34 protein-coding genes and 2 pseudogenes are annotated in these 26392 nt (G+C 34.5%); 28 read left to right on the top strand and 8 right to left on the bottom strand.

Annotation, left to right across the window (positions count from 1 at the left end):
• The first annotated feature begins 550 nt into the window (after nt 1–550).
• From KHA88_RS05690 to KHA88_RS05640, 12 genes and pseudogenes are all read left to right on the top strand, one after another.
• Nucleotides 551–1468, top strand: coding sequence for a polysaccharide deacetylase family protein (locus KHA88_RS05690; RefSeq protein ID WP_213107442.1), 918 nt, complete (start codon nt 551–553; stop codon nt 1466–1468).
• Nucleotides 1469–1526: 58 nt separating this feature from the next.
• A complete protein-coding gene (locus tag KHA88_RS05685) occupies nt 1527–1817 on the top strand; it encodes a hypothetical protein (protein ID WP_213107144.1) in 291 nt (96 codons plus the stop codon).
• Between the two features lie 186 nt (nt 1818–2003).
• Nucleotides 2004–2174 (top strand): hypothetical protein, encoded by a 171-nt coding sequence (locus KHA88_RS05680; protein WP_213107143.1) that lies wholly within the window; start codon nt 2004–2006, stop codon nt 2172–2174.
• Nucleotides 2175–2186: 12 nt separating this feature from the next.
• A pseudogene (locus tag KHA88_RS21530) lies at nt 2187–2387 on the top strand (YhfM domain-containing protein); the annotation flags it as partial.
• 263 nt (nt 2388–2650) lie between these two features.
• Nucleotides 2651–3160 (top strand): DinB family protein, encoded by a 510-nt coding sequence (locus KHA88_RS05675; RefSeq protein WP_213107142.1) that lies wholly within the window; start codon nt 2651–2653, stop codon nt 3158–3160.
• 290 nt (nt 3161–3450) lie between these two features.
• Nucleotides 3451–4137 carry a hypothetical protein gene (locus KHA88_RS05670; RefSeq protein ID WP_213121538.1) on the top strand — a complete coding sequence of 229 codons (687 nt, stop codon included), beginning with the start codon at nt 3451–3453 and terminating at the stop codon, nt 4135–4137.
• Between the two features lie 243 nt (nt 4138–4380).
• A complete protein-coding gene (locus KHA88_RS05665; RefSeq protein ID WP_213107139.1) occupies nt 4381–4656 on the top strand; it encodes a DUF4190 domain-containing protein in 276 nt (91 codons plus the stop codon).
• Nucleotides 4657–4821: 165 nt separating this feature from the next.
• The gene (locus tag KHA88_RS05660; protein WP_213107138.1) at nt 4822–5136 is read left to right on the top strand and encodes a putative quinol monooxygenase; all 315 of its coding nucleotides are present in this window, start codon (nt 4822–4824) and stop codon (nt 5134–5136) included.
• Nucleotides 5111–5293 (top strand): hypothetical protein, encoded by a 183-nt coding sequence (locus KHA88_RS05655; protein ID WP_213107137.1) that lies wholly within the window; start codon nt 5111–5113, stop codon nt 5291–5293. The genes KHA88_RS05660 and KHA88_RS05655 overlap by 26 nt, the downstream gene beginning before the upstream one ends.
• A gap of 78 nt (nt 5294–5371) precedes the next feature.
• On the top strand, nt 5372–6037 hold the full coding sequence (locus KHA88_RS05650; protein ID WP_213107136.1) for a hypothetical protein: 666 nt from the start codon (nt 5372–5374) through the stop codon (nt 6035–6037).
• A 261-nt stretch (nt 6038–6298) separates the two neighbouring features.
• Nucleotides 6299–6784, top strand: a complete 486-nt coding sequence (locus tag KHA88_RS05645; RefSeq protein WP_249305868.1) for an NUDIX hydrolase — start codon at nt 6299–6301, stop codon at nt 6782–6784.
• Nucleotides 6785–6907: 123 nt separating this feature from the next.
• Nucleotides 6908–8032: a restriction endonuclease gene (locus KHA88_RS05640; RefSeq protein WP_213107135.1), complete on the top strand. Its 1125-nt coding sequence runs from the start codon at nt 6908–6910 to the stop codon at nt 8030–8032.
• A 157-nt stretch (nt 8033–8189) separates the two neighbouring features.
• Here KHA88_RS05640 and KHA88_RS05635 read toward each other — a convergent pair whose 3' ends face one another.
• Nucleotides 8190–8585 (bottom strand): VOC family protein, encoded by a 396-nt coding sequence (locus KHA88_RS05635; protein ID WP_213107134.1) that lies wholly within the window; start codon nt 8583–8585, stop codon nt 8190–8192.
• A 346-nt stretch (nt 8586–8931) separates the two neighbouring features.
• Between KHA88_RS05635 and KHA88_RS05630 the strand changes: the two genes are divergently transcribed.
• The 11 genes and pseudogenes from KHA88_RS05630 to KHA88_RS05580 all read left to right on the top strand — a co-directional run bounded on the left by KHA88_RS05630 (nt 8932) and on the right by KHA88_RS05580 (nt 17252).
• Complete coding sequence (locus KHA88_RS05630; protein ID WP_213121537.1) at nt 8932–9336, top strand: GNAT family N-acetyltransferase; 405 nt, start codon at nt 8932–8934, stop codon at nt 9334–9336.
• An 89-nt stretch (nt 9337–9425) separates the two neighbouring features.
• A complete protein-coding gene (locus KHA88_RS05625) occupies nt 9426–10382 on the top strand; it encodes a phosphotransferase (protein WP_213107132.1) in 957 nt (318 codons plus the stop codon).
• Nucleotides 10383–10523: 141 nt separating this feature from the next.
• Nucleotides 10524–10760, top strand: a complete 237-nt coding sequence (locus KHA88_RS05620; protein WP_213107131.1) for a DUF3977 family protein — start codon at nt 10524–10526, stop codon at nt 10758–10760.
• A 117-nt stretch (nt 10761–10877) separates the two neighbouring features.
• A complete protein-coding gene (locus KHA88_RS05615) occupies nt 10878–11057 on the top strand; it encodes a hypothetical protein (protein ID WP_213107130.1) in 180 nt (59 codons plus the stop codon).
• A gap of 188 nt (nt 11058–11245) precedes the next feature.
• Nucleotides 11246–11437: a hypothetical protein gene (locus KHA88_RS05610; RefSeq protein WP_213107129.1), complete on the top strand. Its 192-nt coding sequence runs from the start codon at nt 11246–11248 to the stop codon at nt 11435–11437.
• A 215-nt stretch (nt 11438–11652) separates the two neighbouring features.
• On the top strand, nt 11653–11964 hold the full coding sequence (locus KHA88_RS20900) for a DUF4367 domain-containing protein (RefSeq protein ID WP_249305866.1): 312 nt from the start codon (nt 11653–11655) through the stop codon (nt 11962–11964).
• Nucleotides 11965–12444: 480 nt separating this feature from the next.
• Nucleotides 12445–12846, top strand: coding sequence for a hypothetical protein (locus KHA88_RS05600; RefSeq protein ID WP_213107128.1), 402 nt, complete (start codon nt 12445–12447; stop codon nt 12844–12846).
• 344 nt (nt 12847–13190) lie between these two features.
• Nucleotides 13191–13256, top strand: a pseudogene (gene rpsI / locus KHA88_RS05595) (30S ribosomal protein S9); the annotation flags it as partial.
• A 376-nt stretch (nt 13257–13632) separates the two neighbouring features.
• Nucleotides 13633–13869 (top strand): hypothetical protein, encoded by a 237-nt coding sequence (locus KHA88_RS05590; RefSeq protein WP_213096787.1) that lies wholly within the window; start codon nt 13633–13635, stop codon nt 13867–13869.
• Between the two features lie 62 nt (nt 13870–13931).
• Nucleotides 13932–16151 (top strand): transglycosylase domain-containing protein, encoded by a 2220-nt coding sequence (locus KHA88_RS05585; protein ID WP_213121536.1) that lies wholly within the window; start codon nt 13932–13934, stop codon nt 16149–16151.
• A gap of 918 nt (nt 16152–17069) precedes the next feature.
• A complete protein-coding gene (locus KHA88_RS05580) occupies nt 17070–17252 on the top strand; it encodes a hypothetical protein (protein ID WP_213121535.1) in 183 nt (60 codons plus the stop codon).
• Between the two features lie 41 nt (nt 17253–17293).
• On the opposite strand, the gene KHA88_RS05575 is transcribed toward KHA88_RS05580, so the two are convergent.
• From KHA88_RS05575 to KHA88_RS05565, 3 genes are all read right to left on the bottom strand, one after another.
• Entirely contained in the window at nt 17294–17452 is a 159-nt protein-coding gene (locus tag KHA88_RS05575) for a YvdQ family spore coat protein (RefSeq protein WP_213121534.1), read from the bottom strand.
• Between the two features lie 321 nt (nt 17453–17773).
• Complete coding sequence (locus KHA88_RS21130) at nt 17774–19375, bottom strand: metal ABC transporter solute-binding protein, Zn/Mn family (protein WP_213121533.1); 1602 nt, start codon at nt 19373–19375, stop codon at nt 17774–17776.
• 123 nt (nt 19376–19498) lie between these two features.
• Nucleotides 19499–20683, bottom strand: a complete 1185-nt coding sequence (locus KHA88_RS05565) for a GTP-binding protein (protein ID WP_213107123.1) — start codon at nt 20681–20683, stop codon at nt 19499–19501.
• A 435-nt stretch (nt 20684–21118) separates the two neighbouring features.
• Here KHA88_RS05565 and KHA88_RS21525 point away from each other — a divergent pair, with 435 nt between their 5' ends.
• Together KHA88_RS21525 and KHA88_RS21520 are read left to right on the top strand one after the other, a co-directional pair.
• Nucleotides 21119–21517, top strand: coding sequence for a hypothetical protein (locus KHA88_RS21525; protein ID WP_283247401.1), 399 nt, complete (start codon nt 21119–21121; stop codon nt 21515–21517).
• Nucleotides 21420–21734 carry a hypothetical protein gene (locus tag KHA88_RS21520; protein WP_488153870.1) on the top strand — a complete coding sequence of 105 codons (315 nt, stop codon included), beginning with the start codon at nt 21420–21422 and terminating at the stop codon, nt 21732–21734. The genes KHA88_RS21525 and KHA88_RS21520 overlap by 98 nt, the downstream gene beginning before the upstream one ends.
• A gap of 315 nt (nt 21735–22049) precedes the next feature.
• Here the strand turns inward: KHA88_RS21520 and KHA88_RS05555 are convergent, their stop codons facing one another.
• The 4 genes from KHA88_RS05555 to KHA88_RS05540 are packed head-to-tail and all read right to left on the bottom strand — an operon-like array spanning nt 22050 to nt 24684.
• A complete protein-coding gene (locus KHA88_RS05555) occupies nt 22050–22844 on the bottom strand; it encodes an ABC transporter permease (protein ID WP_213121532.1) in 795 nt (264 codons plus the stop codon).
• A gap of 12 nt (nt 22845–22856) precedes the next feature.
• Nucleotides 22857–23102, bottom strand: a complete 246-nt coding sequence (locus tag KHA88_RS21285) for an ABC-2 family transporter protein (RefSeq protein ID WP_346729158.1) — start codon at nt 23100–23102, stop codon at nt 22857–22859.
• A gap of 35 nt (nt 23103–23137) precedes the next feature.
• On the bottom strand, nt 23138–23638 hold the full coding sequence (locus KHA88_RS21280; RefSeq protein WP_213121531.1) for an ABC-2 family transporter protein: 501 nt from the start codon (nt 23636–23638) through the stop codon (nt 23138–23140).
• Nucleotides 23635–24684 (bottom strand): ABC transporter ATP-binding protein, encoded by a 1050-nt coding sequence (locus KHA88_RS05540; RefSeq protein ID WP_213096795.1) that lies wholly within the window; start codon nt 24682–24684, stop codon nt 23635–23637. Before KHA88_RS05540 ends, KHA88_RS21280 begins: the two co-directional genes overlap by 4 nt.
• Before the next feature lie 421 nt (nt 24685–25105).
• On the opposite strand from KHA88_RS05540, the gene KHA88_RS05535 reads away from it, so the two are divergent.
• From KHA88_RS05535 to KHA88_RS05525, 3 genes are all read left to right on the top strand, one after another.
• Nucleotides 25106–25597 (top strand): VanZ family protein, encoded by a 492-nt coding sequence (locus tag KHA88_RS05535; protein WP_213096796.1) that lies wholly within the window; start codon nt 25106–25108, stop codon nt 25595–25597.
• Between the two features lie 349 nt (nt 25598–25946).
• Nucleotides 25947–26111 (top strand): hypothetical protein, encoded by a 165-nt coding sequence (locus KHA88_RS05530; RefSeq protein ID WP_213121530.1) that lies wholly within the window; start codon nt 25947–25949, stop codon nt 26109–26111.
• 60 nt (nt 26112–26171) lie between these two features.
• On the top strand, nt 26172–26354 hold the full coding sequence (locus KHA88_RS05525) for a hypothetical protein (RefSeq protein ID WP_213121529.1): 183 nt from the start codon (nt 26172–26174) through the stop codon (nt 26352–26354).
• Nucleotides 26355–26392: the final 38 nt, after the last annotated feature.

The following is a 26392-nucleotide window of genomic DNA, read 5'->3' as shown; positions in this document are numbered from 1 at the left end:
TCACTTCTCTAAATGAAAAGACAACATAATTTTAATTTATTTATCGAAGGTTTAGAGGCTATTAACAAATTTGATGCTGAATATTTATGTACGGGACACGGCGTGATCTTAAAAGGAAATATAAATAGATTTATTTCGGACTTACTCGAATTTGAATAGTAAACTTATTCAACTAATGGGTGCGTTTCTACAATAAGTAGAGACGCTTTTTTACTAACGGGCAGTTTAGTTGAAGAAGGAATTTGTATTTTTTCCGGAATATAAATTATCAGATATATTTAGGGGAGTATAAATGGGTTTCTATTGGGGTAGCTTCATTTTTTGGTTTTTAATTGTTGCTTCATTCTAATTATTAATATTGGGTTTATAGAAAAAGTCTTGGAAAGTTGTTTATGGTAATGAAGTCAGGGAATGTATAGGATTTGCTATTGTCTTATAACTTCATGCAGCATAGTTTCCTAAGCCAATGAGAAACCTACTATCATCAAAATATAAAAGTGAGGGATTTCAAATCAGACAATATCTAAAGCGTCTTTCATTGCTTTCAAGTATGTTAGTGTTGACATCAGGGTTCTCTATCCCCCCGCATAAATCTATGCCTACAGAGCCTAATAATAGAGATGTCAATTCCTCGGAAGTTAATAAAGATGTTCTATACAAAAAAATTGAGGCATACAACGAACAGTTTAAAATTGAACCGATTGATGCAAAAGTCGATAGAGTATGGAAAGCAATACCGGGTTACAATGGGTTGCGGGTGAATATGAAAGCCAGTTATAAAAAAATGAAGATAAGTGGTGAATTTGATAAAAACAAGGTTATCTATAAAGAAATACCGCCTAGTGTCCATTTGGAAGATTTAGCTCCCGAACCGATTTATAGGGGTAATCCGCAAAAACCTATGGTGGCTTTTTTAATCAATGTCGCCTGGGGTAACGAATACATCCCAAAAATTCTCAAGGTTTTAAATGACCATCAAACTAAGGCAACATTTTTCTTTGATGGAAGTTGGGTTAAAAAGAACCCTGGTCTAGCTAAGACGATTAAGGATGCTGGTCATGAAATCGGCAACCATGCTTATAGTCATCCTAATCTCCAACAGCGTTCTGAGCCTGAAACTATGGAAGAATTGAAAAAGACCAATGATGTCATTAAGGGAACCCTTGGTCTAACACCAAAGTGGTTTGCCCCACCAAGTGGAAGTTTTAATCAGGTAACGATTCAAGTAGCTAACCGACTTGATATGAAAACGATTCTATGGACAGTCGATACGGTCGATTGGAGAAAGCCTGCAACATCGGAAATGGTTAGAAGGGTTGTGTCGAAGGTAGAAAATGGCTCAATGATTCTAATGCATCCTACAAAGCCTACGGCTGAAGGGATGGAGACCATGATAACGGATATTAAAGCAAAGGGATACAAACTCGGTACGGTTAGCGAACTTATGAGTGAAAAGCGCATAAATTAATCAGTTAGCTGGCAAACAGATATTGAAGAACCGTTCAAATAAGGGTGGGTCTAACTATATGAGTGGAAAAACCTTAAGCGAACAAGAGTGGGTTTACAATTATCTAAAAGGTAAGAAAAGCCCGGTACCTCTTGTTATAGGGACAAGAGGTACCTGGGGCATAAATGGTAAAAAGTCGATTATCTTAGTTGCCTTTACAATACCGGATATAATGGTTTTTAGAGAAATGCACAATGTTGTAAAAAATCCAATTAGAAAAATGAAATATAAGGATATCATTTACTTCGCTGTAAACATAGTTGACAAAAAACAAGTCGAGTACCTGATTGACTATTGGAAGGAAAACTGAGATAACCCAACTTTAAGATTAGGCTGCTAATTGGCGGCTTTTTTTTATTAAACTAACTGCGTTCGATTCTTCGTTAGGGAGGATGGCTATTCCTTATTGAAGTAACGGAGCAGAATAGTTCAAAAAGAAATTTAATGGAACTATTTATGAAAAATACAAGTCTGATTAGATAAGGAGGACTTGGATATGAAATTTCAAAAGTTTGTAATTAGTTTGATTGCAATATTTTTATTTATAGTTACAGGTTGTAATAATTCAAAACCGAATATTCCAGAAGAAAAGGCGAAGGTAAAGTTTTACCAAATGAAGAACTTTTCATCTGTTGAAGAGGATTCGTTGATCACATTTACAGACTAAAAAACCGTTAAAGATTTTATAAAGGCCTTTAACAATGCTAAAAAGGAACCTGGCATAGTGAATATGGCTAACCCTGAGTATAAAGTTGAACTTGAAGATGAATCATTTTTTCTTTGGTTAAGTGAAGAATATGGAACGATAATGAATTTAAATGATACTAATACTATCTATACATTTCAAAAAATTCAGCAAAATCTATTAACGAGTTATTAAACTAACGGGTGCTTTACTTCAATAAGGAGTAAAGCTTTTTGCTTATTCAAGTAACGGAGCAGGGTAGTGGAATAAAAATGTATTAATCCATTATTATGTGTATTATGTTAACTGCATAAATCAGTTGTACAGAGGTAATAAAGTTGTTTAATTTGCAATTATTTCGCGGTAATGAAATTAAATATCAAATAAAGGAAATATCTTCTTGACTGTCGAATAATAGTCTAGAACCATAATTAACTATTCCGATGAGGAGGATTCTTGTGCGTCCACGACCATCATCTATTGAAAATCCAGAGCATGCTAAGTATGTTAGTCTTGTGCCAGATGGAGATATTGAAGAAATACTTAGTAAGCAACGAACTAAGACCATTACCCTCTTGAGCAGCATATCAGAGGAGTCAGCAAGGAAGGCGTACGCACCAGGGAAATGGACTTTAAAAGAAGTGATTGGGCATATGGCCGACTCGGAACGTGTGATGTCGTATCGAATGCTTGCCATTGCACGAAATGAAAGTGCGCCACTCCCAGCAATGGATCAGGATCAATACGTTTCTGCGGCAAACTTCAACAAATTATCTTGGGAGCAGCTAATAGCTGGTTTAGACACGGTACGCTCCAACACGTTAAGTCTTATTTCAACTATTGATGATGCAGCATGGGATCGTAATGGAACTGTAATGAACAGCCCAGTTTCGATAGGTACCATTGCATATGGCATTGCCGGGCATGAGTTACACCATTTGAAAGTGATTAGTGATAAATACTTATAAGTCTTTTTCTACTGATTAAAAAACCTAATTTCTCATATAATGCTGAGAAATTAGGTTTTTTATATTGAAACTTCCTTAACGTTGTAAATCCGCATTTTCCTGACGATACTGTACAGAGATAATAAAGTTGTTTAATTTACAATAAAGTCATTAAAAAATAATAATATTGTTTAAAAATAATAATGTTGTTTAAAAATCCTTATGTCACTAACGGGCAGTTTAGTTGAATAAGGAATGATTTGAAACAATATACACTTTCTTCACGTCTAACAATTCAAGGAGGCGACTTTTTGAAGAAATTAGCTATCATTTTTATATCACTGTTCTTATTATTAGCGGCTTGCCAAGCAAATGATCCCGATGCAATTACACTGGTGGGTCAAGACAACGAACATCCTATACACCGTTCTGATAATGAAAATTTCACCTTACCCGAGGGTGAAGAATTAGCGGTAGACATTTCTGACATTGAAAAAATGAATATCGGTCCCGAAATGCCCAGACTTTTATATGCCGATAACAACATAGTGGTAATGCAGGGTACATTTGGTGTAGTCGTATATAATATGCAAGACTCGATAGTTACGAATCGGATTTCATATGAACAAATTAAGTCATATGACCTTCCAATGATATTGGCATCTGTTTCACAAGATGGTAAGACCATCTTTATTGGGAATGATGATATGTCTAATGAGTATATATATACTTATCAATACTATATTAGTACGAGAGTAATCAAAAAAACCACACAACAGCCATCAAACTTATTTAGTCCCATAACGATCGAGACACCTGGTTACAACGAGGAATACGATAAATATTTCGATTTACATTATCTTGCGGGTGACAAAATTGTAGAAATGGATAATTCGTTTATCTATCTACGCTCTAAAGACTGGAATATGAAAAACCTACAAATCGTTATTTGCCAGTATGAAGATGGAGAAAACAAAGTTTTTGATGTGTTCAAATGATATGTATAGCCATAGCCTTTGTTCACCAATCGGGGGCGTTGATCCAGGAAGGATTAACGCCTTTTTGTTGAACTTATTGAACTAAAGAAGCAGGTTAGTTGAATAAGGTAAAAGAAGGATAAACATCCTTTCTTGTTGAATTCACTAAAGGGAAAGGATTGTTTAATAAAATGTTATTCACATACTGAACTTCCGAGGTAACGAATGTTGAAAAAGGATTAGAAAGAACAAAGGGGGGTCAAAATGGGCAATGTAGATGTTTCAAATGATATTGATTTCAAGAATAATAAAAAATGTATTATATCACTGTTTCTTGGTATTCTTTCAATTATTACTTCTCTTGTGGCTTTAGGTCTAATACTTGGTATTATTGGACTAATTTATGGATTTTTAGGGTTAAAAGAAGTAAATCGTTCCAAACAAAAAGGAAAAGCTATAATAGGTATTATTTGTTGTATTCTTGGAGTTTTATTGACTGTTATGTTTTCCACTATGGCTGGCAATGCTTTTTTAAACTAAAGGGTGCGTTAATCGAAGAAGGATTAGCGCTCTTTTTGTTGAAGTTATTCAACTAACGGGCAGGTTAGCTCAAGAAGCTTTCATTATTTTTATTTATGGGAATAATAGGAGAAGCGTGTCTAGATATAGAAATACTTAATAGATGACAAAATTAAGGAGGATGGTATGAGCAAATTTAGTTTATTTAACAAGTTTATGGTACAAGAAGGCCAAAAAGAAAAAATGGTTGATATTCTGTTAGAAGCGGCAGAATCAATGAAGAATCTGGATGAATGTGAAATATATCTTGTGAATATTTCTGAGAATGAACCAAGTTCTGTTTATGTTTATGAAGTGTGGGCTAATGAAGATGCCCATCAAGCGTCTCTAAGTCTTGAAGCTACCCAAACATTAATAAGTCGTGCGAAACCAATTATTACTGGTATGGAAAAAATCATTACCTTAATAACTAAAGGTGGGAAGGGCATTTCATCTAATTAGAATTAAACTCCATAAATTAGAACTGGCTGTCATTGTGGCAGCTTTTTTTATTCAATGCAAAGATTGTGAACAAATGTACTTAAACAAACGGGTGCTTATGTTGAACAATGGGGTTGCTGCGGCAGCCATTTTCTTATTCGACTATCAAGTCAGGTAAACACAAGAAGGAATTAATTAATGGAATATTGAAATTTATTATGTTTTGAATTTATCTGACTTAAAGCGAGTATTTTAAATGACAAAGAAACCTTATGGGAAACACTGGAAAGGTATAAAAGGGTACAGGGTAATAGAAGGAAACGATGAATATAATCATTATTTTGGTGGACAAGATTGTGATTTGCCTGTTTGTAAATTATGCGCGGAGAAGATGCATCTAATATTTTGTTTTGATTTGAAAGATGTAAGGCTATCCGAAATAAAAGCTGAAGAACTAAATATTTTACCTTTGGTTTCTTGCTTGAACTGTTCAATGGTGTGGGAGCCCCAATATTTTCAGTTAAGTAATGGGGGTAAATTCATTCAAGTAATAAGTCAGGAAAATACAAAAGATTGGCTTCAAGATGAGGAAGATAGGCTACCTGTACGACTTCCAAAGGCAAATGTAAAGCTAATTGAAATGAAAGCCGAAGATACTCCAATTAATGAAGATAATTATGATACAGCATTTGATTTATTTGGTTCGGAATATTTATGCCGACTTTTGGGTGCTCCTTTCTATGATGAATTTCCTGAAGATTTAGAATGTCCAATTTGCAACCAAGAAATGAAATACATTGCCACAGCTACACAAGACCCTGGGGAACGGTCACTTATTTCGGTTGTGGATTTTCAATTAGGTGAGATGATTATTTTCTTTCATTTATGCAAAGATTGTTTAGTAATAAAATCTCATATATAAGGAACATAAAAAATATTAGGCATTTTAGTAGATTAATGTAAGGCTGTTTCTACAGCCTTTTAAAAGTAAGTTTGTGAAAAATTGTACTTAAGCAACCGAGGACGATTGCGAAAAAAGAGCGATCGCTTTTTTTACTAACGGGGCAGGTTTGTTAAAGAACAAGGTGGAATACATAAATGTTCCCTTATAATAGTACAAAACAAAGAGTGAGGAGAATTATTGTTAGTTGAAGACCGGAAAAAAGAATGGGAGGAGTTAATGATGTTTAATAAAAAATATCATAGAGCCTTTGGAGTATATGGAATCTATGTGGATGACGACAGACTTTTGGTTATAAATAAAAATGGAGGTCCTTATATAAATCGTTTTGATCTTCCTGGAGGAAGTTTAGAAGATGGCGAGACTTTAACAGAAGCAATGAAAAGAGAATTCCTTGAAGAAACAGGTCTGGAAATCGAAATTAAAGAAAATATTGGAGTTATTGATTTTAAACTCCCCTGGTTGTGGAGGGAGTTCACAGACGTACATCATATAGCAGTTTATTATTCTGTTAAGAAAATTGGCGGAGAAATAAGCGTTCCGGAACAATTTGATGGACAAGATTCACTTGGAGCATTATGGGTATCAGAGAAAGATGTAACTTTGGATAATGCGTCACCATTGGTTCTTAAAGCAATTGAATGGTTAAGAACGAAAGATTTAGGTATTGATGCAGAAACCTACGAAGATTGGATGGTCTTAAAATAAAATCGATTGTTATTAAGCTAACTGGCGGGATAGTTTAATAGAATTTAATTGTATATTTAGTATCCGTATACTTAGGAATGAGATATGATGGAATAAATAACCATCCAAAGCAGGTGAATTTCTTTGTCACAAAGTAAGTTCCTCAATAAAACTAAACTTTCTGAGAGAGCTGGTCTTCCTGAATCAACTGGAAGGAAATATATATCAGACTTTCAAAACTATTTTCCTGTTACTCAAAAAAACAATAGTATCTTCTTTAAAGTTGAATCCATACATACCCTTAAAGCAATAAAATTATTAAAGCAAAATGGTCTCTCGAATTCTAAAATCAGTGATTATTTCCAGGAGAATGGTGTTCCTGAAAATTCAAATGAATTTGAAGCCTTGGTAAATCAATATAGAATAAATATTAATGATGGAATACCTCATTCAAAAGAAATAATGACTCCCTTTTTAGAGATTTTATCTGACGGTAAGGAACACACCTCTAGCGAAATATTAAACCTTCTTGCAATTTATTTTAATCTTAATGAAGAGCAAAGATTAATTAGACACGAAAACAGTAAAGATTATAAATTTACGGCTCGGATTCGTGGGACTCGTCATCGTCTTAGGCAAATGGATTTTATTGAAGAAGTTGGACAGTCATCTTATTGTATAACTACATCTGGATTAAATTTTCTTAAAAAGAGCAATAACAAAAAACCGAAGGAAGTAAACTTAGAGGCAGAAGATGAAATTATTGATCCCATTGATTTATTAAAAGACACTAAAAAACAAATTGATAAAGAGCTGGCCCAATCCATAATTAAGAAAATAAAAAGTGCTCATTGGTCGAAATTAGAGAAAATAGTCCTCTCTTTATTGGAGAAGATGGGCTATGGAGAAGGAGAGCTAACAGTAAGTGGTGCTGATAAAGGGATAGACGGGAAAATTAAAGAAGATAAACTAGGATTAGATAAAATTTACGTTCAAGCAAAAAGATGGGAAGATTCCGTTGGAGCACCAGAGTTGCAGAGGTTCTCTGGAGCATTAGATGGTGAAGGAGTAAAAAAGGGAGTATTTATTACAACATCCTATTTTACTCAACCAGCAATTGAATATGTTAACCGTTTAGAGAGTAAAACAATAGTCCTTATAGATGGAGAGCGGCTAGCAGAGCTAATGATTGAATATGGTATTGGGGTAACAGAAAAAGAATATTTTATTTTAAAAAAAATTGACCATAGCTTCTTTAATGAAGAATAGGATATTAGCTGCCTTAGTTTGCAGCTTTTTTATTGAACTGACGGGCAGAATAGTTGAAGAAGAAAATGGGAGTTTTTATGTCGCATTAGACTCATTATGTGTAATAGAAAGAAAAGCGCAAAAAAATTACGCCTGTAACTTAAATAGTAAAAAAAAATTACTGTTCTGGGTGAAGGATATTGCAGGCACTTAACCAATTTCCAGAAGGATCTTTAAATCCAAAACCTCCAAATTCGCCTTGTAAATTTAAAGGACCAACTTCAACTTGTTTTCCTTCAAGCCACTCATATAATTCTTTTAAGGTAGGAGTATAAAAGTCAATTATGCTATGAACGATATTAGTATTTGTATTTCTGAATGATAATCCATTAATTTCTTCAGTTTCAACCAAGAAAATCGTTGGAACTCCTTTTGATTTCATAGTAAGCATAGCATTTTTTTTACCTTGAAAGTGGACTTCGGCACCCAGGATATCGATATAAAACTCTATAGATTCTTCTAAATTAGTAACTGGTATTTCCAGTGTAGCAATATGTGATATTAAATTAGTCATAGTAGCCTCCTGTGTTTTGTTTGCACATATATTTTTCTACACTCAATTAAGAAACCCCTCTTAAGTTTCATTAAGAATGGAAAATAATTTATCGCTAGTTCCATTTGATATATGAAGTTTGAAGTATGACAAATGGGTGGAAAAAATACGATTAATATCTAATACGCATTTCGACTATAATGTGTAGTAAAAGAGAAGGTGCTTATTCAACTAACGGGTGCGTTAATCCAAGAAGGATTAACGCTTTTTTTGTAGAAGTTATTAAACTAATGGGCAGTTGAAGAAGGAAATAACTTTTAGCCCAAAAATTATATAAGGAATTGGACTATGTAAAAAGGTGATGTTTATGAAAGAAGTTAATTCGAAAACGATTGATCCAGCCATACGGAAACTTCTCTCCTTTGCCACATCAGATGTTAAGGTTGACCAAGAATATGAAAGATATTTGAAATCATTAAACCGAAAATTATATAGTTTTGAACTTGAAGGGGTACTTGTTGGTTGTATAGGTATTGAGATTATTAATGTCAATGAGTGCGAGATTAAACATATTGCAGTATCTTCCGGTCAAAGAGGAAAAGGGATTGGTAGCAAAATGATTAATTATGTAATTGATAAATATCCATTGATTTCTTCTGAAACTGATAAAGATGCAGTTGATTTTTATCGAAATTATGGTTTCAAGATAACAAGTCTGAGTGAAAAGTATCCAGGTGTAGAACGATTTCTATGTAAATTTAGAAACCAATAACCTTATTGAACTAACGGGCAGAATAGTTTAAGAAGGTATAATTTAGTTGTTCTAAAAAAAATATTAAGGTAGTTTAATGGGGGTATTTAATGCAATTTTTGAATTCAATTATTAAAGAAACTACTCTCGAAACAGCACTTTCTAATTTCTATGACTTACCTGGACCCATAAGTTGTAAGTTCATACGAAGAAGTTTCAATGACCACTATATTGTTGCTGTTGGTTCTAAGCAATTTATTTTACGAGTGTATATTAATAATAAGAGTTATATTAGTTGTATTAACGATATACACTTTGAATTAGATTTTCTTGAATACTTATATTCATATAAGCAACCAGTAATACCACCTATAAAAAGCAAAAATAACCAAAACCTAACTTTTCTAAAATTCAATAATGAAACTCGATATTTGGCATTGTTTCCATATGCAAAGGGAAGCCCTATCAACGAAAACCTGAACATCAGTCAATCAATAAATTTAGGTGAGATTATAGCCAAGCTTCATTTTTATTCAAATAATTTTAAAAGCCAGTTTTCACGTTATTCCCTAGACGTTAGAAGACTTGTAGAGCAACCATTACATACTATAGAGGAATACAGTCGTTTGTTTAGTTTTGGAAATCTTTCTTTTTTTAGGGGTTATTCTAGGTTTCTAATAGACAGCATTAATAATATACCTATTGATGACGAGACTTATGGTATGGTTCACGGAGACCCAAATCCTTCTAATTTCTATTTTAGTAATGATGATGGTTTTTCTCTTTTTGATTTTGACCACTGTGCAATTGGATATAGAATTCACGACTTAGCAGTTATTAGATTAAGTTTTCCAGAAAAGGTATATAAAACAGTGTTAAGGGGTTATGAACAAATTAGAAGATTAAAAAATGCTGAAAGGGATTGTATTAAGAAATACTCAGATATTTTATTAATTAAAAAATTTAGTGATATTTATAATATGTTGGATATAACAGGTGCTGATGAAAGAAAAAAACAATTTATTACTCAAAATGCTTATAACACATTAAAAAATATTGTTACTTAATTAAGCGAACGGGTGCAAGAGTTAAAGAAGGGTTGCTGCAGAGACCTTTTCTTTTTGTGCTAACGGTGCAGTTTAGTTAAGAACGAATGCAAAAACATATTTAAAAATATAGAAAAGAAATATTTTAAGGGAGAGTTGCTTTTGAAGTTCATTGAGTTTGGAATAGGCAACACTTGGTTGGTTAGGACAGAAACAGAGTTAGAAGATGGAACGGAATATGAGGAGAAAGGAATAGTTGGACCAATTAAATTTCACTCTTTGTATTTAAGGATTTGGATTAACAAAACTGTTTTAATATTTGATTTGAAGGAAGGATTTAAACGGATTAAGAAAAAGCGTGAAGAATTTAAAGTTATTTTAGGTGTAACCAGTCTTTAAATTTCTTGTTGAACTAAAGGGCAGGTTAGTTGTACAAGAAAGAAACCTTTGGTTTGGAATTTTCGTAACTTTAAATTATACGTTGTAAACGGATTCAAAGGGCAGGGGGCATATCTTATGCAGAAAGATAAAAAAGAAAAGCGAGGAAAAAATCCTCTGATTGATTTTGCTGATTCCGTTAACCGTTCAATGGTTGGTGACCCAGGTGCATTAGTAAATGGTGGCTGTTTTACAAAAATTATTACATTAGCTATCATTGTTATTGGAATTTTTATCCTTTCCCGATGTTCTTATTAAGGTAAAGGGGGCTTTACTTTAGGATCGTTGAGCTGCTTGATGGCTCTTTTTTCATTTGAACTAAATGGTGCGAGATTTGAAGATTAGGGCAGTCATTGCGGCAGCTTTTACTTATTGTGCTAACGCTGCAGTTTTGTTGAAGAAGATACTGTATTATATTTAATAACTGACTATTTAGGAGGATTAATATGGGTACATTGTTTGCGTCAGATGGTATGTTTGTTCTTTTAACTTTTTTACCAATAATTTTTTATTTAGTTCTTATGGTTTTTGCTATTTATTTTGTAATTAAAGTAATTAATTTCATGAATGAAAAAACAAAATTAGACCGAGAAAAAAACGAAAAGTTAACTGAAATAATTAAGGTTCTCAATCAATAAAAAGAATTAAATAAATCTTAGGGATAAATATTGCAACAGTATATGCAATTTCAAACGATAAACCTCGACCTTTAGAAGAAATCTATCCTGAAATTGGATATAAAACTGTCGAAGAAGCTATAAAAGAATTTGAACACCATTTTAAACAAGATTTAAAACTTCCACTTAGAGTTCCGCCAGTTTCCTTCACTCATGTTTTTGGACGATTTAATGATGTGGAAGGTAATGACTCTTTTGAAATGGAGTACATAAATGAACAATCTTCAGAAAATCATTTCATGATCAATGTAAGACCTGTAAAGGATAAGTTCAAAATAAAGGATAGAGAAGTTGTAAAGGAGTATATGCTCTTGAACGGAAAAGATGCAACATTTATAAGTATAAGTGGTGCTAACCTATTAGTTTTTGAAAGAGATAATTTGCAATATAGGTTTAGTGTTGATAAAAGAATTTCTGATAAGATTACTCCAGAGATGTTAGTAGGGATAGCTAATTCAATTGACTATACAACTGAGATAAAAGATTAGGATATTCAATGATAGAGGTATGTTAAATCAGGAAGGATTAACACCCTTTTTCGTTGTTTAATTAAGGGGGGCGTTTCTTTAATAAGTGGAGACGCTTTTTTACTAACGGGGCAGTTTAGTACAAAGAGGTGTAATAAAAACTTTATCGAATATAGTTTCTAAGTTATCTATTCATGTAAAAATATCAGGATGAAAATGAGGAGTATTCTTGAAACGGACAAAGATAATTATAGCTATCATTTCTTTTTTAACTTGGATAACTGGGGTATTTTTTATTTTTACCTTTTTTGGTCAAAGTGAAAGACCAATATTCATATTAATTCTTGGTGCAGTTGTAATTGTTTTTCAAGGATTGGTATCAAAACATTTGAAGAGGTAAGAGAAATCTACTTAACTAACGCACAGTTTGGTGTAACAAGAAGGTCTTTTATTAATTAATGTAAAAATAGACTTAATATTTTAATTTGGAGGACAGAAAATATGAAACGAATGCCATTCGAACCACCAACAGAGCACTATGATGAACGAATTAAAGCCATAGATGAACAGATATGTTATTTAATTAAAAAACGAAAGGATCTTTCAAATAATAATCCTAGTTTTCCAACCAAACAACTTATTACTGCTTGGTCAAAAAAATATAATTTTTATGAGGATTTCTTAAACAGTGTATTTGCAGACTTCTTAAATGAAAATATTTATAAACCCGTTGTAGAACCAAAACGATTGCTAAAAAATATCCCAATATTAAAATCATTGCGCTCATCTGAACATCAAGAAAATGGATATATAAGAAGTAGCGGTGTAGGAAAAGCGTCCTCTGGCCCAGGATATATACCAAATTTTAAAGGTGAAACAATACACCTATTACGACTCAATTAAACAAATTAGTTTAGATAATGTGAAAAAGTGTACTTACACAAGCGGGTGCGTTTCTACAATAAGTGGAAACGCTTTTTAACTAACTAATGAAGGGCTTTAATTGAATAAACAAGAAAGACATCAATTTTGTTTTATGAGTGGTGATTTATAAGATACGATTAGTATGGTAAAAAACCGTTTTAATAGGCTCTTTCTAGTATGCAGTAATTTTCCTTTGACCACAATTTGACCACCATAGGTATATAACCAGATTTACTCTGGTTTCTATAAAGTAAGAAAAAGCCCGAAAAACCGGGATCTTGTTAAATCATCTTATTTCTCGTTTCTTCCTATTATATTAGAACATGAAAGAACGTAAGAAGTACGGTCTTAAAGGTGCACGTCGCGCGCCACAGCTCTCAAAACGTTAATCTGTCAATACTTCAAAGGCTCTTTTCACTTATGTGGAAAGGGTCTTTTTATGCACGAAAATAGCTTTTGACCACGGAAATTTTATTGACCACACACCACTTTTCATAGATCAATATTCCTTTGGAATTGTTCCGCTGTTTGCTCTTTCTTATGGCCGGTAACATGTGTATAGATGTTCATTGTCATTGTTTGTCGGAGTACCCGAGCCTCTCCTGTACTTAAGAGCTGCCGCAGCAACTCATTTCAATTCAACAAACCTGGGCCTTTAGTATTATAGTAACTAAACTGTAAACAGATTGTTACGTAAACAGCATTGTTAGAGGAGACTTCCATGTCTACAATTAATACTCGTTAGTTTTAAATGGGGGAGTTAGTATGAAGGAATTTATAGTTTGTTATACCTTAGAGGATGATATAAAACGTGAAAGAATAATGAAAGATGCTGATATTAATAAGGAACAAGTTATGCAAGAAATAGTAGAAAAGATTGAACAGCGCAAATACTTTCTTGTGAAAGGTGACCATGGGGATTATTGGATCGATCGTTCTTCAATCCGTTATATAGGAGTTCATGAAAAAGATGACTTAAAAATTAATCACATTAAACTATAATATCGACACAGGTGTTTTATCTTATATTAACTTTAATTATCTTTACATTGGAGAGAATATGAATGTCAGAAGAAATGTATCAATCTCGTGAGGAACGAAAAAAAGCGGAAAAAACAAGGGAAGGTCAACAAAAAAGCAGGAAATTCCCCTTCAAAGGGCCCTTGTTAAACAAAATCGTCATTGTCTGCTTGGTTCTTGGGCTTGTTTCAGCAGGGTTAGGGGCAATCACGTTTGCTTCAATGGTGAAGGGTACTCCCGATCTGGATGCCTCCAAACTGGTCGATCCGCTTTCTACAAAGTTTTATGATAAAGACGGAAACTTCATTTATGAATACGGGAAGGAAAAGCGGACAAAGATTTCGTATGACCAAATCCCAAAAGTATTGGAAGACGCATTTATTGCCACGGAGGATTCACGCTTTTATGACCATCATGGGATTGACATCAAAAGGACGGCCAAAGCTATTTTCGTGAACGTAACCGGAGATTTCGGATCACAGGGCGGCAGTACGATTACGCAGCAAGTAATCAAAAACTCTTTTTTAACTCCGCAAAAAACAGTGAAGCGGAAAGTTCAGGAATGGGACTTGGCGTATCAACTGGAACAAAAGCATTCCAAGCAAGAGATTCTAGTGATGTATTTGAACAAAATCTACCTCGGAAACCGATCGTATGGTGTGGCGGCAGCAGCCAAGAACTACTACGGACTTGAAGCAAATGAGCTAAAGAAAATGACCCTGGCGCATGCTGCCATGTTAGCCGGACTGCCGCAGGGCCCAAATAATTTCGACCCTTCCAAACCGGAAAACAAAGAAGCGGCCACAAACCGCCGTAATTTAGTCTTAAGCTTGATGCATCGGCACGGTTTTATTACAGAAAAACAGATGGAGAAAGCATCAAAAGTTCCCATAACGGAAGGTCTGGTGCCAAAAAGAGAGCAGCAGGGTATGCCATATGAAGCATTTTTGGATGCCGCTGTAAAAGAGATAAAGGGAAAGCTGAAGGATGTTGACGTCAGCACAGATGGTTTATCCATATATACAACCCTGGACCCTAAAGCGCAGGCTTATGCCGACAAAATAATGAACACGGGCGAAGTTATTGCCTATCCGAATGAGAACTTCCAAGGAGCTTTCGTCTTTTTAGATACAAAAACAGGTGAAGTAAGGGCGATTGGGAGCGGGAGAAATGACTATCAAGCCGACTTTTTAGGCTACAACTTGGCAGTTGATATTAATCGTCAGCCAGGTTCTACCTTTAAGCCGATTTTTGATTATGGTCCAGCGATTGAAAATTTAAAATGGTCCACGGGACATATGATCAATGACCAGGAGACCACCTATTCAACCGGCCAGCAGATTTCCAACTGGGATCATCAACATCACGGCACGCTAACCATCCGGAAGGCTCTGCAAAACTCATATAATATCCCAGCTCTTCTTACATTAAGAGAAGTTGGTCTGGATATAGCTAAGAGCTTTGCAGAACAGCTCGGCATTACTTTTAAAAATAACCAAGTATATGAATCCTATTCAATAGGAAGCAATACCGTCAGTCCTTTAGCTATGGCAGGAGCTTACAGTGCCTTTGGAAACGGCGGAATATACAATAAACCGCATTTTGTCCGAAAGGTTGTATTGGCAGATGGAACAACGGTAAATTTTGCCGAGCAACCGAAACGGGTCATGCAGGATTACACTGCATACATGGTGACGGATATGTTACGCTCAGTCGTAAATGACGGGACAGGAAAAGCAGCGAACGTCCCTGGATTGGATGTTGCCGGAAAAACGGGAACAACCAACTTTGACGCTCAGACCCGTGCGAAATATGGATATCCAAACAGCGCGATAAATGACAGCTGGTTCGCTGGATACACTCCACAATACACGATGGCTGTCTGGACCGGATACGCACAAAACGGCCATGGTAACTATGTGGCCGGAGATTTGTCGAAAATTGCCCATTTGATGTTTAAAGCGATGATGCAGTCATTTGGAACGGATTCATCGAATTTCCAGCAGCCAAGCAGCGTGTATGAGGTAAATGATGAACTTTATATAAAAGGTATCGCTTCTGCAGAAGTTCCACCAAAAAAAGAAAATGTAATAATTCATCCTAATAATGGCGGAAATAAAAAGGAAAAGAAACTAAAAAAAGAGGAAGAGAAGCATCGAAAAAGGGAAGAGGAAAAGAAATTAAAAAAAGAAGAAAAGAAACTGAAAAAAGAGCAAGAGAAGCGTCGAAAAAAGGAAGAGGAAAAGAAACAAAAGCATGGTTAAGATAGATATTATAGATAGTTAATCGGAAAATCTCGTTAATTCCAAAAAAATTAACAGATTAAATTCACATGGCCATTTTTTATGTGGAGGTAAAACCTTCCAATTGTTATGTTATTTGAGAATGTGACGAAATGTATTTAAATTAAACCAGCTAATAGTTTGTCAATATTTTTCATTAAAAACTTAAAATATCTCATGCTATACTAAAAAACAATTGAGTTGCTCCATTTACTTAAGGTTGTACGCCAAAGCAGAATTGAGTTATATAATGCCCGGATTCTTGGTCATAAAGCGGGTACTAAGACAGCGGGTGAGGAATTATTAGAATCCAGTTCTCTGAATATGAAAAGCCACAATCGGATAGACTACTTCCCCTGAAAAATTACAGAAGAATTTTTTAGCAATGTAAGCAGAACGCGCTGAACGTTTACAAGTTAAAAAAATGATCATTATACAAAGTGCTAAAAAATAGTTTTTTAAAGTTAGATTAACTACCTTCCAAAAAGTCGTTGCCAAAATGTTTCCTTCTTTTCTTCCTCCTGTTCTTTAGCTTTAAAATTTTAACTGTTGGCTCTCTTTTCTAGCTTGTAGCAGCTGCCTATCCAATGACTCCTTTATGTATTCGTGCTGCTTACCCTTTGAATGTTTAATGCTTCGATTAACTCATTTTGCTTATGTACAATGTCTTTCAGTTCAGGGATCCGGAGGGCTATACACTTTCATCCCGATTCACCGCCTTCTATAACACCATTTTAATGCTATAAAACTATGTAGGTAAATCATAAGTTGTTGGCAATTCCTGCACTTTTAGGACATGTAATGGGATGACAGATTCATTCGGCTAATTATGTTGTGACAATATAACAGAACTAAAGTTGTTTTTTTAGATATAGTTGTTTGATAGTGAGGATGACCATTATGAAATTTCGAATAAAAATATATAGTGCTGAAGGAAATGAACTTGAAATTGAAAATAAAATCATTGGTGATATTCTATTTGTATCTGAACAAGCAATTGAGCTTTTTATTAATGCAATTGCTAGCAGTCTACCACCAAATTTTAAATACAAAGTATTTTATGAAAAAGGAGCCGAGAAATGAAAAAAGAAATCCTAGCATATACCGGGATTTAATTTTCTTCCTTAAATTAGATGTTTAAATAGTTCCCGCATGATGGAAATATTCTCTTTCGATGTATCAATTGTCCATTCTATAATAGGATGGACTTCTTCATCTTCCACTTTTTCTAAGAAATAGCTATTTACACAAACGGTAATGTCTGGTTTATGTACTGTGCCCATAAACCAGACATTTTTAGCTCGGCGGACACTGAAACCCACGAAGGAAGAACTCGAACTAGCACTCCAGGGGTATGTAAATCCCCATCAACGTTTAATGCTTAAAACTATCCTAACTCACATTGATTTCCTTAATGAAGAAGAAAAGTGACGCTTCTTCAACTATCGCGCCCGATTATGGAACAACGACCACTTCTGATAGGAATATTTTAAAAACAGTGAGAAAAAAGGAACACATTACAGTGCCCCTCTACGCCTTTTAAAATGAGAACTTATAAAATTGATTCCAATCAGAAAATAAAGGATAACCCCATTACTCCTAATTTAATGCGCCATCATCTCATGGGCAATATCGTGTCCATCCATTTCTGATGGATAGTAGGTAGGCCAGTGTGTGACTTCATCTAATAAAGCTTTACGGTCGTCACCCCAATACAGGTGGTAGTGGCCTGCTTCATTCGGATAGATACTATGATCACTAAATTGAATATACTGAAGAAGTCCTTCAGTTTCTTCAGCTAGTTTAAATATGTATCTTACTCCTCTATTTCCCTTATCATATGTTAGAATTTCGTACCCATCATAGAGATACTCACCAGTATATTCTTCTCCATTTTTGAAAAACGTTACTGTACTCTCTTTAATCAAGATCCGGTCAACATCTGTTTGATATCCTTTATTATAATATTCTTTGTATTCTTCATCCGTCATGTCACCATCATGTTCTGCTTTGTGAGTAAATACCTCGTCAAGCGTACCATCTTGTAGGTATGGATAAACAGATTGCCAGTCTCCTTCCCAATCTGAGAGTGAACGATCCTTCACTTGACTGTCTTCAAAATAGCCGGCATATATTTTTTCTGTTTCTTCATCTTGTGCATGACTATGCTCATGGTCGTGATCATTTTCAACCGTACCTAGAATAGTTTTAAGTGTTTCTACATTTTTGTTCATGATGCTGAAGTAATCTTCATTGTTTTTAAGATCGTTCTCAGTAATATATTCTAAGTTGTGCAATATTACTGGCGTTGTTCCTGTTTCATTTTTAACTACATCTGCTACTTTTGAAACTGCGTTTTGATCATATATGATATAAGATAATTGATGTTCCTTAGCTGTTTCTATAATCTTTTGCAACTGTTTTTGAGATGGTTCATTTTCCGGACTTAATCCAGAAATGCTAAATTGCTTAAGACCATAACGATGCTCCCAGTATCCATAGGAGGCGTGTGAAACCAAGATTTCTTTATGTTCAGCAGCTTTAACAGTTTGTTGTAATTCTTTATCTATTTGTACTAATTTTTGTTTTATATCTTGAAAATTCTTTGCGAAATCATCTTTGGCAGAAGGCATTGCTTCCGTTAGTGCTTCCTTAATATTCTCAGCCATTTTTATTGCAAGGCTAGGCTCTAACCAAATATGTGGATCTTTGTCATGATCGTGATGTTCTTCCCCATCTTCTGTATGATCGTGGTCTTCGTGATCAGCTTCATCGTGGTCATGAGTCGCTTCATGCCCGTGGTCGTGATCCTCTAGCCCACTTAATAATTCGATTCCCGTTGAAGCTTCAACCATCGTTGCTTTTTCGTTTGCTAATGAACTTTTTGTTTTATCTATAAAAGGTTCAAGACCATTCCCGTTAAAAATGAATAGATCTGCATCTGCAATATCCATCATAGCCCTCATTGTTGGTTCAAATGTATGCGCATCTGCTCCAGCAGGATATACACTTTTCACTTCAACATGCTGTCCACCGATTTTCTTCGTAAAATCTTCAATCGGAAATATTGTTGTAAATATAGTTAACTTTTTATCTTCATTTTTGTTTACTGTTTGATTTGTTTTAACTGATGAATCCGTATTGCATCCACCTAAAAAAGCCGAAATGAGCAAAAATATGAATAAAAAGACAGATTTAATCTTCATTAAAAGTCTTCCTTTCTTTATTGAGCATCCACCTATTAAAAATAAAGATTCTTAACATTAAATAATAAAAGTTATAAACATTTTGGATTTATTAAACGGAATCATTACGATTTGCAAAGTGTATTAAGCGAAATTTGTGAAAGAAGGAAGAGGATCATATATTTTTTTCCAGTCTGTACACATTTCATCATCTGTTAGTAAGCATTTGTCCAGTTGATTTTCAATTAGATTTCTATCCAATTCCATCCCTATAAACACGAGCTCTGTCATTCGATCTCCGAAAGTTTCATCCCAATTATCCATTAATCCCGGTTCTTCTTGGAAAATGATCGCACGCTCATCTTCTGGATAGGCTGCAAGCCAGTATCCGGCAGCTTGAACAGTAATGGATGTACCAGCCTGTGATAGGAGGCCAGCCAATTCATTTCTAGTCGCAAGCCAGAAAAAACCCTTTGCACGGATCACTTCGACCGGCCAATCTTCTAGCCATTGATTGAATCTTTCAGGATGGAATGGTCTCTTTCTTCTATAAACAAATGAAGAAATACCATATTCTTCTGTTTCAGGAACGTGTTCTTCATTCAGTTCTTTAATCCAGCCAGCTCCTTGGCTTGCTTTTTCAAAATCAAAAGAATGTGTGTTTAATAGCTCGCTAAGAGGAACATTTCCAAATGATGTTTGGATTAATTTTGCTTCCGGGTTTAAAATTTGCAGTACTCTGGACAGTTCCTCAGCAGCCTCTTCTGCTATAAGATCCGTCTTATTTAACACAATGATATTTGCAAATTCAATTTGATCGATCAATAAATCAACAACTTCTCTTTCATCTGTCTCATTCATCCCGACATTACGATCTAGTAAACTTTCGCCAGATGAAAAATCTGTCCAGAAACGATTGGCATCAACAACTGTGACCATAGCATCCAATTTGCATTTACTTGTTAAATCTATTCCCAACTCCTCATCAAAATACGTAAAGGTTTGGGCGACCGGAATCGGCTCACTAATCCCAGTCGATTCAATCACGATATAATCAATGTTTCCAGATTCAACTAATTTTTTCACTTCAATCATTAAATCTTCGCGCAAGGTGCAACAAATACAGCCATTTTGCAGTTCCACTAGTTTTTCTTCCGTTCTTCGAAACCCACCGGAATGAATCAAATCCGCATCAATATTTATTTCACTCATATCATTAACAATGACCGCGATGCGAAGGCCATCTCTATTATGTAAAATATGATTGAGAAGAGTTGTTTTTCCAGCTCCTAAATATCCGCTTAATACGGTAACGGGTACTTTTTTCATAAATATCTCCTTTTCCAAATCGTAATCATTACGATTTGTATCGTATAATAAAAAAATGTAATTGGCAAGTGTTTATTTGTTTTCCTTTTTTTAATCTTGGTTGCCATCTGATAAAATTCCTTTTTCGCGTTTTTATTACCCAAGAGATTCCGCCTGTAAATACCTCGCTCTGTAATCTCTTAGTTAATTTCCTCCAATTCTAAGCAATTTCAAATCACCCTAGTTAATACTTTTAAATAAATATATAGAATAATAGCCCAATAGAATAAGTGCATGTTTCATAGAGAGTACTCGTCGCCACTTTTATCTGTCATTATCAGAAAGGAAGGAAAATATACTTCTACAGTGGCTTTTTAAATAGTGTGGTTTAAAGCTTTATAGTAAAACTCTAATATTTTGTTTTTTTTAGTTGAATTTTTATTGGAGGTGATTCCATTGCGTGTTTCTAATGTTGCTGTACGCAAGCGATTGGTTTTTGTATTAATCGGAGGGTTAGTGATTATGTTTCTAATGGGGACACAGTTAGGATATATTCAATTCTTTATTGGAGACTGGCTAACAGGGAAAGCGTTGGAATTAGCAAGCCGTGATATTCCTTTTGAGGGGAAAAGGGGTGAAATCATTGATCGGAATGGAATACCCCTTGTTAAAAATATGAGTGCTCCTACTGTCTATGTCATCCCGCGGCAAATTAAAGATCCTGCTAAAACAGCTAGAAAGCTCGAAACAATTCTTAATGGGAACAATGAGGATATTTATTTGCAAATCACCAAACCAGAGTCCATCGTTAGAATCTCAGCTGTATGGTCGGAAAATATCGGACGAGCAAGCTAGGAAGATTAAGAAATTGAATGAACGAGGACTATTTATTGGAGAAGACAGTAAACGTTATTACCCATTTGAAAATAACCTTTCCCATGTTCTTGGATTTGTCGGAGCTGATAATCAAGGATTAATGGGTTTGGAACTCTATTATGATAAACAACTAAGGGAGAGCAAGGAAGAGTATCTTTCTATTCTGATGCAAAGGGGAATAAAATCCCTTCTTTAAATGATGAATATGAACCTCCAAAAGAAAGCTTGAAAGAACTAGCAAATCCAAATTCTAAAAATTGATTATAGATTATATTGCAAATAATGCGTTGAAAGCAGTTGAATGGATATTAAGAGACTATGGAACAGGAAAAAATAAAAAAATTTTTGTTTAAATTTCTTAAGGATTGGATCCTAATAATAGCCAAATAAGGTGCAGAAATATAATAAACATAAAAAGTCGATCTTTAAAGGTGATCGACCATTTACGTTTAAAATTGCTATAAGATAAAAACCTTTAACATTAGAGCTACCTTTTTTAAATATTTCTATTTTATCCACCTGCGCCTTGATATTTATTAATACCTTTCATAAAGATTTTATATGCAAGCCAAAGGCTGAGAGGCCCGATTAAGGGAGAAATCCAAGCTGCCCAATTAGAGGTTATTCCGGTTGTTTTTGAGAGTAATAAGGTACTTGGAAAGTAATTTACAAAAGCTAGGGGTACAAGAAAGACGATTATGATTTGAACAAATGTACCATAAACTGAAATCGGGTATGAAATAAAATCTTTTAATCGAAAAAATAAACTAAATAAAAATCCGGTACGGACAACGATAAAAGACCATGCCCCAATAATTGAAAGGATTGCAGCTTGAATCATCGAACCACTAATAAGGATTAGGATAAAATATAAAGCTTTAATAATGGACCAATCAATGGATAATTGAAATAAGGACCATAACAGAATTGAACCAGAGATGAGGATATGAGCGATATAGCCAACATTGAACTTCATTGCTATAACATACATATATGGATTTGTTGGTTTGATTAAGATGGCATCGAATGTTCCTTGCCTCACCATTGATTCGAGTTCAGTCATTTGGATAAACGTAAAAGATGCTCCTAAAGAATAGGTGAACAAACCAATGCTGTATAACAGGGCAATCTCGGGCCAGGTCCAACCATCTATTGTCTGGAATTTATGAAGCAATAACCAGACTACCAAGTAGTTAGAACCATATCCAAGGATTTGTGCAATAATCCCCAACATAAATGCCCCACGGTATTCCATTCTTTCTTTCATTCGAAATTGGACAAATTTTAAAAAGACTCGTAGTGACATATAATACTCCTTTCATCCTCCTTGAACAATAAGGCGGTTGACCGCCTTCCACCATAGTAACCAAACGATACTTAATAGGATAACTATCCAAATGAAGCCAATTCCAATCGTTGATACGATATTTTCTGCTGGGATTCGGCCCATATAAATTGCTGCAGGGATGTATCCGATATATTGGAAGGGCAACGCCTGTGCTACCGCTTCCCATTTTGGCGGAAAGAACCAAATAGGCAGAAAGGAGCCCGAAAATACAGTCATTAAACCTATTAAAGTCCACTCTAGTGCAAAGGTAGTTAAAAACCAATAAGTGCAACTAGGTAGCCTAGTGCAAACGAAATTGTTAACGAAATCGAAATTGAAAGGAGAAAAGCTAGTAGATGATGCAGTGAATAAGGTTGTGTTATTCCAAAATAAATCCAGGTTATCAGTAAAGTAGGGATGACCGTAAATACAAACTGATAAAGTGAGTTACCTAAACGGTCTGCCAATAAGTAAAGTGGATAACGCAACGGTTTGATTAAATCAATAGCAATGCCGCCAGTCCGTAGTCGCTCATCAACTGTTCGGTAAACGTTGGTGAGCAGCAATGAGTAAATAAGTGTGTTAAGAATACTATAGGTAATCATGTCTTGTATGCCTATACCATCTATCGAGCCTTTGCCGATTACAGCCTTCCAGATTGCGACTTGGATAAAGATTGTGATAAAATTTCCCACCGTTCGAAGCCATACCTCGGAACGATAAGCGAGGTTTGTAGAAAAGGACTTTATACTAAAGGCTGCATAGGCTTTCATCGAACTGCCACCTGTTCACTTAATGATTTTGTAACATTCTGCAAATTGTTTGCGGTGTTAAGTGGATCTTCTAATTGTTTATAGAGGGTTCGGATTACTTCTTCGATATCTGCATCTTCTAATGATACATCTTCAACAGTATATTGATTTGATAGCGTCGCCAAAAGATCAAACACCGAAGCTGTCCCACGATCAAAGCTAAATTGCTTTCGTCTGCCTTCATCAAAGACTAAGTGGGTGCCTGGTAAATTAATTTGCCCAGGATTACTCTTAAATTCCACTGTTATTTTCCGTTGATTTCCTAGCTGCGATTTGAGATTTGTAACCGCTCCGTCGTATACCAAATGACCATTGTTTACAATGACCATTCGTGGACAAATTTCTTCAATATCTTTCAAGTCATGTGTAGTTAACATAATAGTTACTTTCTTCTCACGATTTACTGTACGCAGAAATTCACGAATGCTGTCCTTAGCCATGACATCAAGACCTATAGTTGGTTCATCCAAAAAGAGAATTTCAGGATCATGCAGCAAAGCCATCGCAATTTCAACTCTCATCCGTTGACCTAAACTTAACTGCCTTACTGGTTTGTTGATGAAATCTGCAATACGAAGCATGTCTACACAAAAATTTAAGTTATCTTTGAATTTACTTCCAGGAATTTTGTACACATACTTATGTAACTCGAATGAATCCATAACAGGAAGGTCCCACCAAAGCTGGCTTCTTTGGCCGAAAACAACCCCAATTTTATTTGCATTTTCCCTCCTTGATTTATGGGGAATGGTATTCATCAGTCGAACATGGCCCGAGGTAGGTACTAAAATACCTGTGAGCATTTTAATCATCGTTGATTTTCCGGCACCATTCGGACCAAGATAACCTACAGCTTCTCCTTTCTCAATTTTGAACGATACGTTATCCACGGCCCGAAGAACAGTATGCTCTCTAGTGACAAGGCTCTTGATTGAACCGAAAAATCCAGAAAATCTACGATATTGCCTAAACTCTTTGACCAAATCTTTTACTACTATTGCTGTCAATAATATTTCCTCCCTTTTCTCTATATAAGCTAATAGCTAAGTAATGAAATAAAAAAACATCAGTAAAATAGATTCAATGATTTTCTACTTTAGGAAATATACATCCCATAAGACAGTTTCGCTAAATATTTCCAAATGCCTTCTCTATTTGCTGAAAATTAATTTTTTTCAACTAATTCATTGTCGGATATTTGATTTAGTAGGAAGGAGAATTTCTTCAGAGCCCTTTTTCTTATTAGTATTAAAAGGATTGGTTAATATAAAAACAAGCCTCAGATTGAACGAAAGGGTCAAGATAGTTGAAGAATATTATGATAGAATATTTTTATGATAAATGATAAGAATCTTACGAAGATTGCTAAAAATAATTTGTAAGTAATTATTGTCGAGTAATTTCAATTAGAAAACAGTGGGGGAGAAAATGAAAATAGTAATTAAGGTTGCCTTAAGTATAAGTTTTATACTTTATTTGTTTGCATTAATGATTATATTATTTTTAGGCTCAAGAGGATTTCAATTATCAGACCTATCAATGCTGGAATACATAAGGTACTCTTCAAATTTCGTTCCATTTAAAACTATAAATACATATTTTAATGCAATATTTGATGGAAGTATGAATATGGATATACCTATAAAAAACCTTGGTGGTAATTTTATTTTATTTTTGCCAATGGGTATTTATCTACCGTTCTTCATAAAAAAAATAAACAACGTAAGTATATTTTCAATTTCAATGATTACTGTGCTTTTTGTTATTGAAGTTTTACAATTAGTTACAAGAAGAGGAAGTTTTGACATTGATGATTTAATCCTTAATATGCTTGGTGCTTTGATAGGATATGGAATTTGGAAAACAAAATTCGTTCAAAATAAATTACAAAACAGAACCACATTAACTATTTTCAACTAACGGGTGCGTTAGTTGAACAAGCAGAAGGCAGTAATCACTATCTTGATCTTCCGTAATCGGGCGCTTTTCTTGAATAGGAAGGCGTCTTTTTTCGTACTAAATTCTAGAAACTACTCATTTTAGGGATTGTCATTGTGAAGGTTTCTACCTAAACTATATGGTGCGATAATTCAAGAAGGATTATCGCTTATTTTTGTTGAAGTTATCGTACTAACAAGGTAGATTAGTTGAAGAAAAATGGAAGGGAATAATATGAAGTATATAACTAAGTATGGGTTTCTTTTGTTACCATAGTTCTGGATATTCAAAACTAATACATAGTGCCGGAAATGGAAGAGACTTGGCAAGCTTGTATGTACGTACTTCAATAGGCGGAAGTATGGACTCAGATGATTTCCAAATTATTACGGAAGGATATATTTTATCTAAGGTCATACTTGGTGCAATTATGTTTACAGTAGGACTTGTATCACTTTGTTTTTGTATATATAAACTTTTTAAAGAATTCAACTAAATAGTGCTTTCTATAATAAATGGGACGTTTTTTACTAACGGGCAGTTTAGTTGAAGAGTGTTGTTTAACTTATGTTCAACAATCGGGCCAGATTGTGGCAGATTAGGAAGGGAAAATAAAGAGACAGCAGTTGTTTCCTTGTATGAATTATTCAATGTAAAACAGAGAAGCCGTCTCTTTTTTGAGTATACGTGGAATAAACAAATAAGTTTGAAAAAAGGTGGGTATAATGGAAATCTATAATAAGTTGAATCGGTTTTGAATTACGAACAAATCTACTA

It is taken from the genome of Lederbergia citrea (genome assembly GCF_018343525.1).
In the GTDB taxonomy this organism is placed as follows: Bacteria; Bacillota; Bacilli; order Bacillales; family Bacillaceae_C; genus Lederbergia; species Lederbergia citrea.
Note: the sequence above shows the minus strand (reverse complement) of the source record. Positions and strands in the feature narration are given on the sequence as shown.

Coding starts and splice junctions, on each gene's coding strand:
- KHA88_RS05690 (WP_213107442.1), top strand. CDS start 551: ATGTTAGTGTTGACATCAGGGTTCTCTATCCCCCCGCATAAATCTATG.
- KHA88_RS05685 (WP_213107144.1), top strand. CDS start 1,527: ATGAGTGGAAAAACCTTAAGCGAACAAGAGTGGGTTTACAATTATCTA.
- KHA88_RS05680 (WP_213107143.1), top strand. CDS start 2,004: ATGAAATTTCAAAAGTTTGTAATTAGTTTGATTGCAATATTTTTATTT.
- KHA88_RS05665 (WP_213107139.1), top strand. CDS start 4,381: ATGGGCAATGTAGATGTTTCAAATGATATTGATTTCAAGAATAATAAA.
- KHA88_RS05660 (WP_213107138.1), top strand. CDS start 4,822: ATGAGCAAATTTAGTTTATTTAACAAGTTTATGGTACAAGAAGGCCAA.
- KHA88_RS05650 (WP_213107136.1), top strand. CDS start 5,372: ATGACAAAGAAACCTTATGGGAAACACTGGAAAGGTATAAAAGGGTAC.
- KHA88_RS05645 (WP_249305868.1), top strand. CDS start 6,299: ATGTTTAATAAAAAATATCATAGAGCCTTTGGAGTATATGGAATCTAT.
- KHA88_RS05635 (WP_213107134.1), bottom strand. CDS start 8,585: ATGACTAATTTAATATCACATATTGCTACACTGGAAATACCAGTTACT.
- KHA88_RS05630 (WP_213121537.1), top strand. CDS start 8,932: ATGAAAGAAGTTAATTCGAAAACGATTGATCCAGCCATACGGAAACTT.
- KHA88_RS05625 (WP_213107132.1), top strand. CDS start 9,426: ATGCAATTTTTGAATTCAATTATTAAAGAAACTACTCTCGAAACAGCA.
- KHA88_RS05615 (WP_213107130.1), top strand. CDS start 10,878: ATGCAGAAAGATAAAAAAGAAAAGCGAGGAAAAAATCCTCTGATTGAT.
- KHA88_RS05610 (WP_213107129.1), top strand. CDS start 11,246: ATGGGTACATTGTTTGCGTCAGATGGTATGTTTGTTCTTTTAACTTTT.
- KHA88_RS05600 (WP_213107128.1), top strand. CDS start 12,445: ATGAAACGAATGCCATTCGAACCACCAACAGAGCACTATGATGAACGA.
- KHA88_RS05590 (WP_213096787.1), top strand. CDS start 13,633: ATGAAGGAATTTATAGTTTGTTATACCTTAGAGGATGATATAAAACGT.
- KHA88_RS05585 (WP_213121536.1), top strand. CDS start 13,932: ATGTCAGAAGAAATGTATCAATCTCGTGAGGAACGAAAAAAAGCGGAA.
- KHA88_RS05580 (WP_213121535.1), top strand. CDS start 17,070: ATGAAATTTCGAATAAAAATATATAGTGCTGAAGGAAATGAACTTGAA.
- KHA88_RS05575 (WP_213121534.1), bottom strand. CDS start 17,452: ATGGGCACAGTACATAAACCAGACATTACCGTTTGTGTAAATAGCTAT.
- KHA88_RS21130 (WP_213121533.1), bottom strand. CDS start 19,375: ATGAAGATTAAATCTGTCTTTTTATTCATATTTTTGCTCATTTCGGCT.
- KHA88_RS05565 (WP_213107123.1), bottom strand. CDS start 20,683: ATGAAAAAAGTACCCGTTACCGTATTAAGCGGATATTTAGGAGCTGGA.
- KHA88_RS21520 (WP_488153870.1), top strand. CDS start 21,420: ATGGGAACAATGAGGATATTTATTTGCAAATCACCAAACCAGAGTCCA.
- KHA88_RS05555 (WP_213121532.1), bottom strand. CDS start 22,844: ATGTCACTACGAGTCTTTTTAAAATTTGTCCAATTTCGAATGAAAGAA.
- KHA88_RS21285 (WP_346729158.1), bottom strand. CDS start 23,102: ATGACTGTATTTTCGGGCTCCTTTCTGCCTATTTGGTTCTTTCCGCCA.
- KHA88_RS21280 (WP_213121531.1), bottom strand. CDS start 23,638: ATGAAAGCCTATGCAGCCTTTAGTATAAAGTCCTTTTCTACAAACCTC.
- KHA88_RS05535 (WP_213096796.1), top strand. CDS start 25,106: ATGAAAATAGTAATTAAGGTTGCCTTAAGTATAAGTTTTATACTTTAT.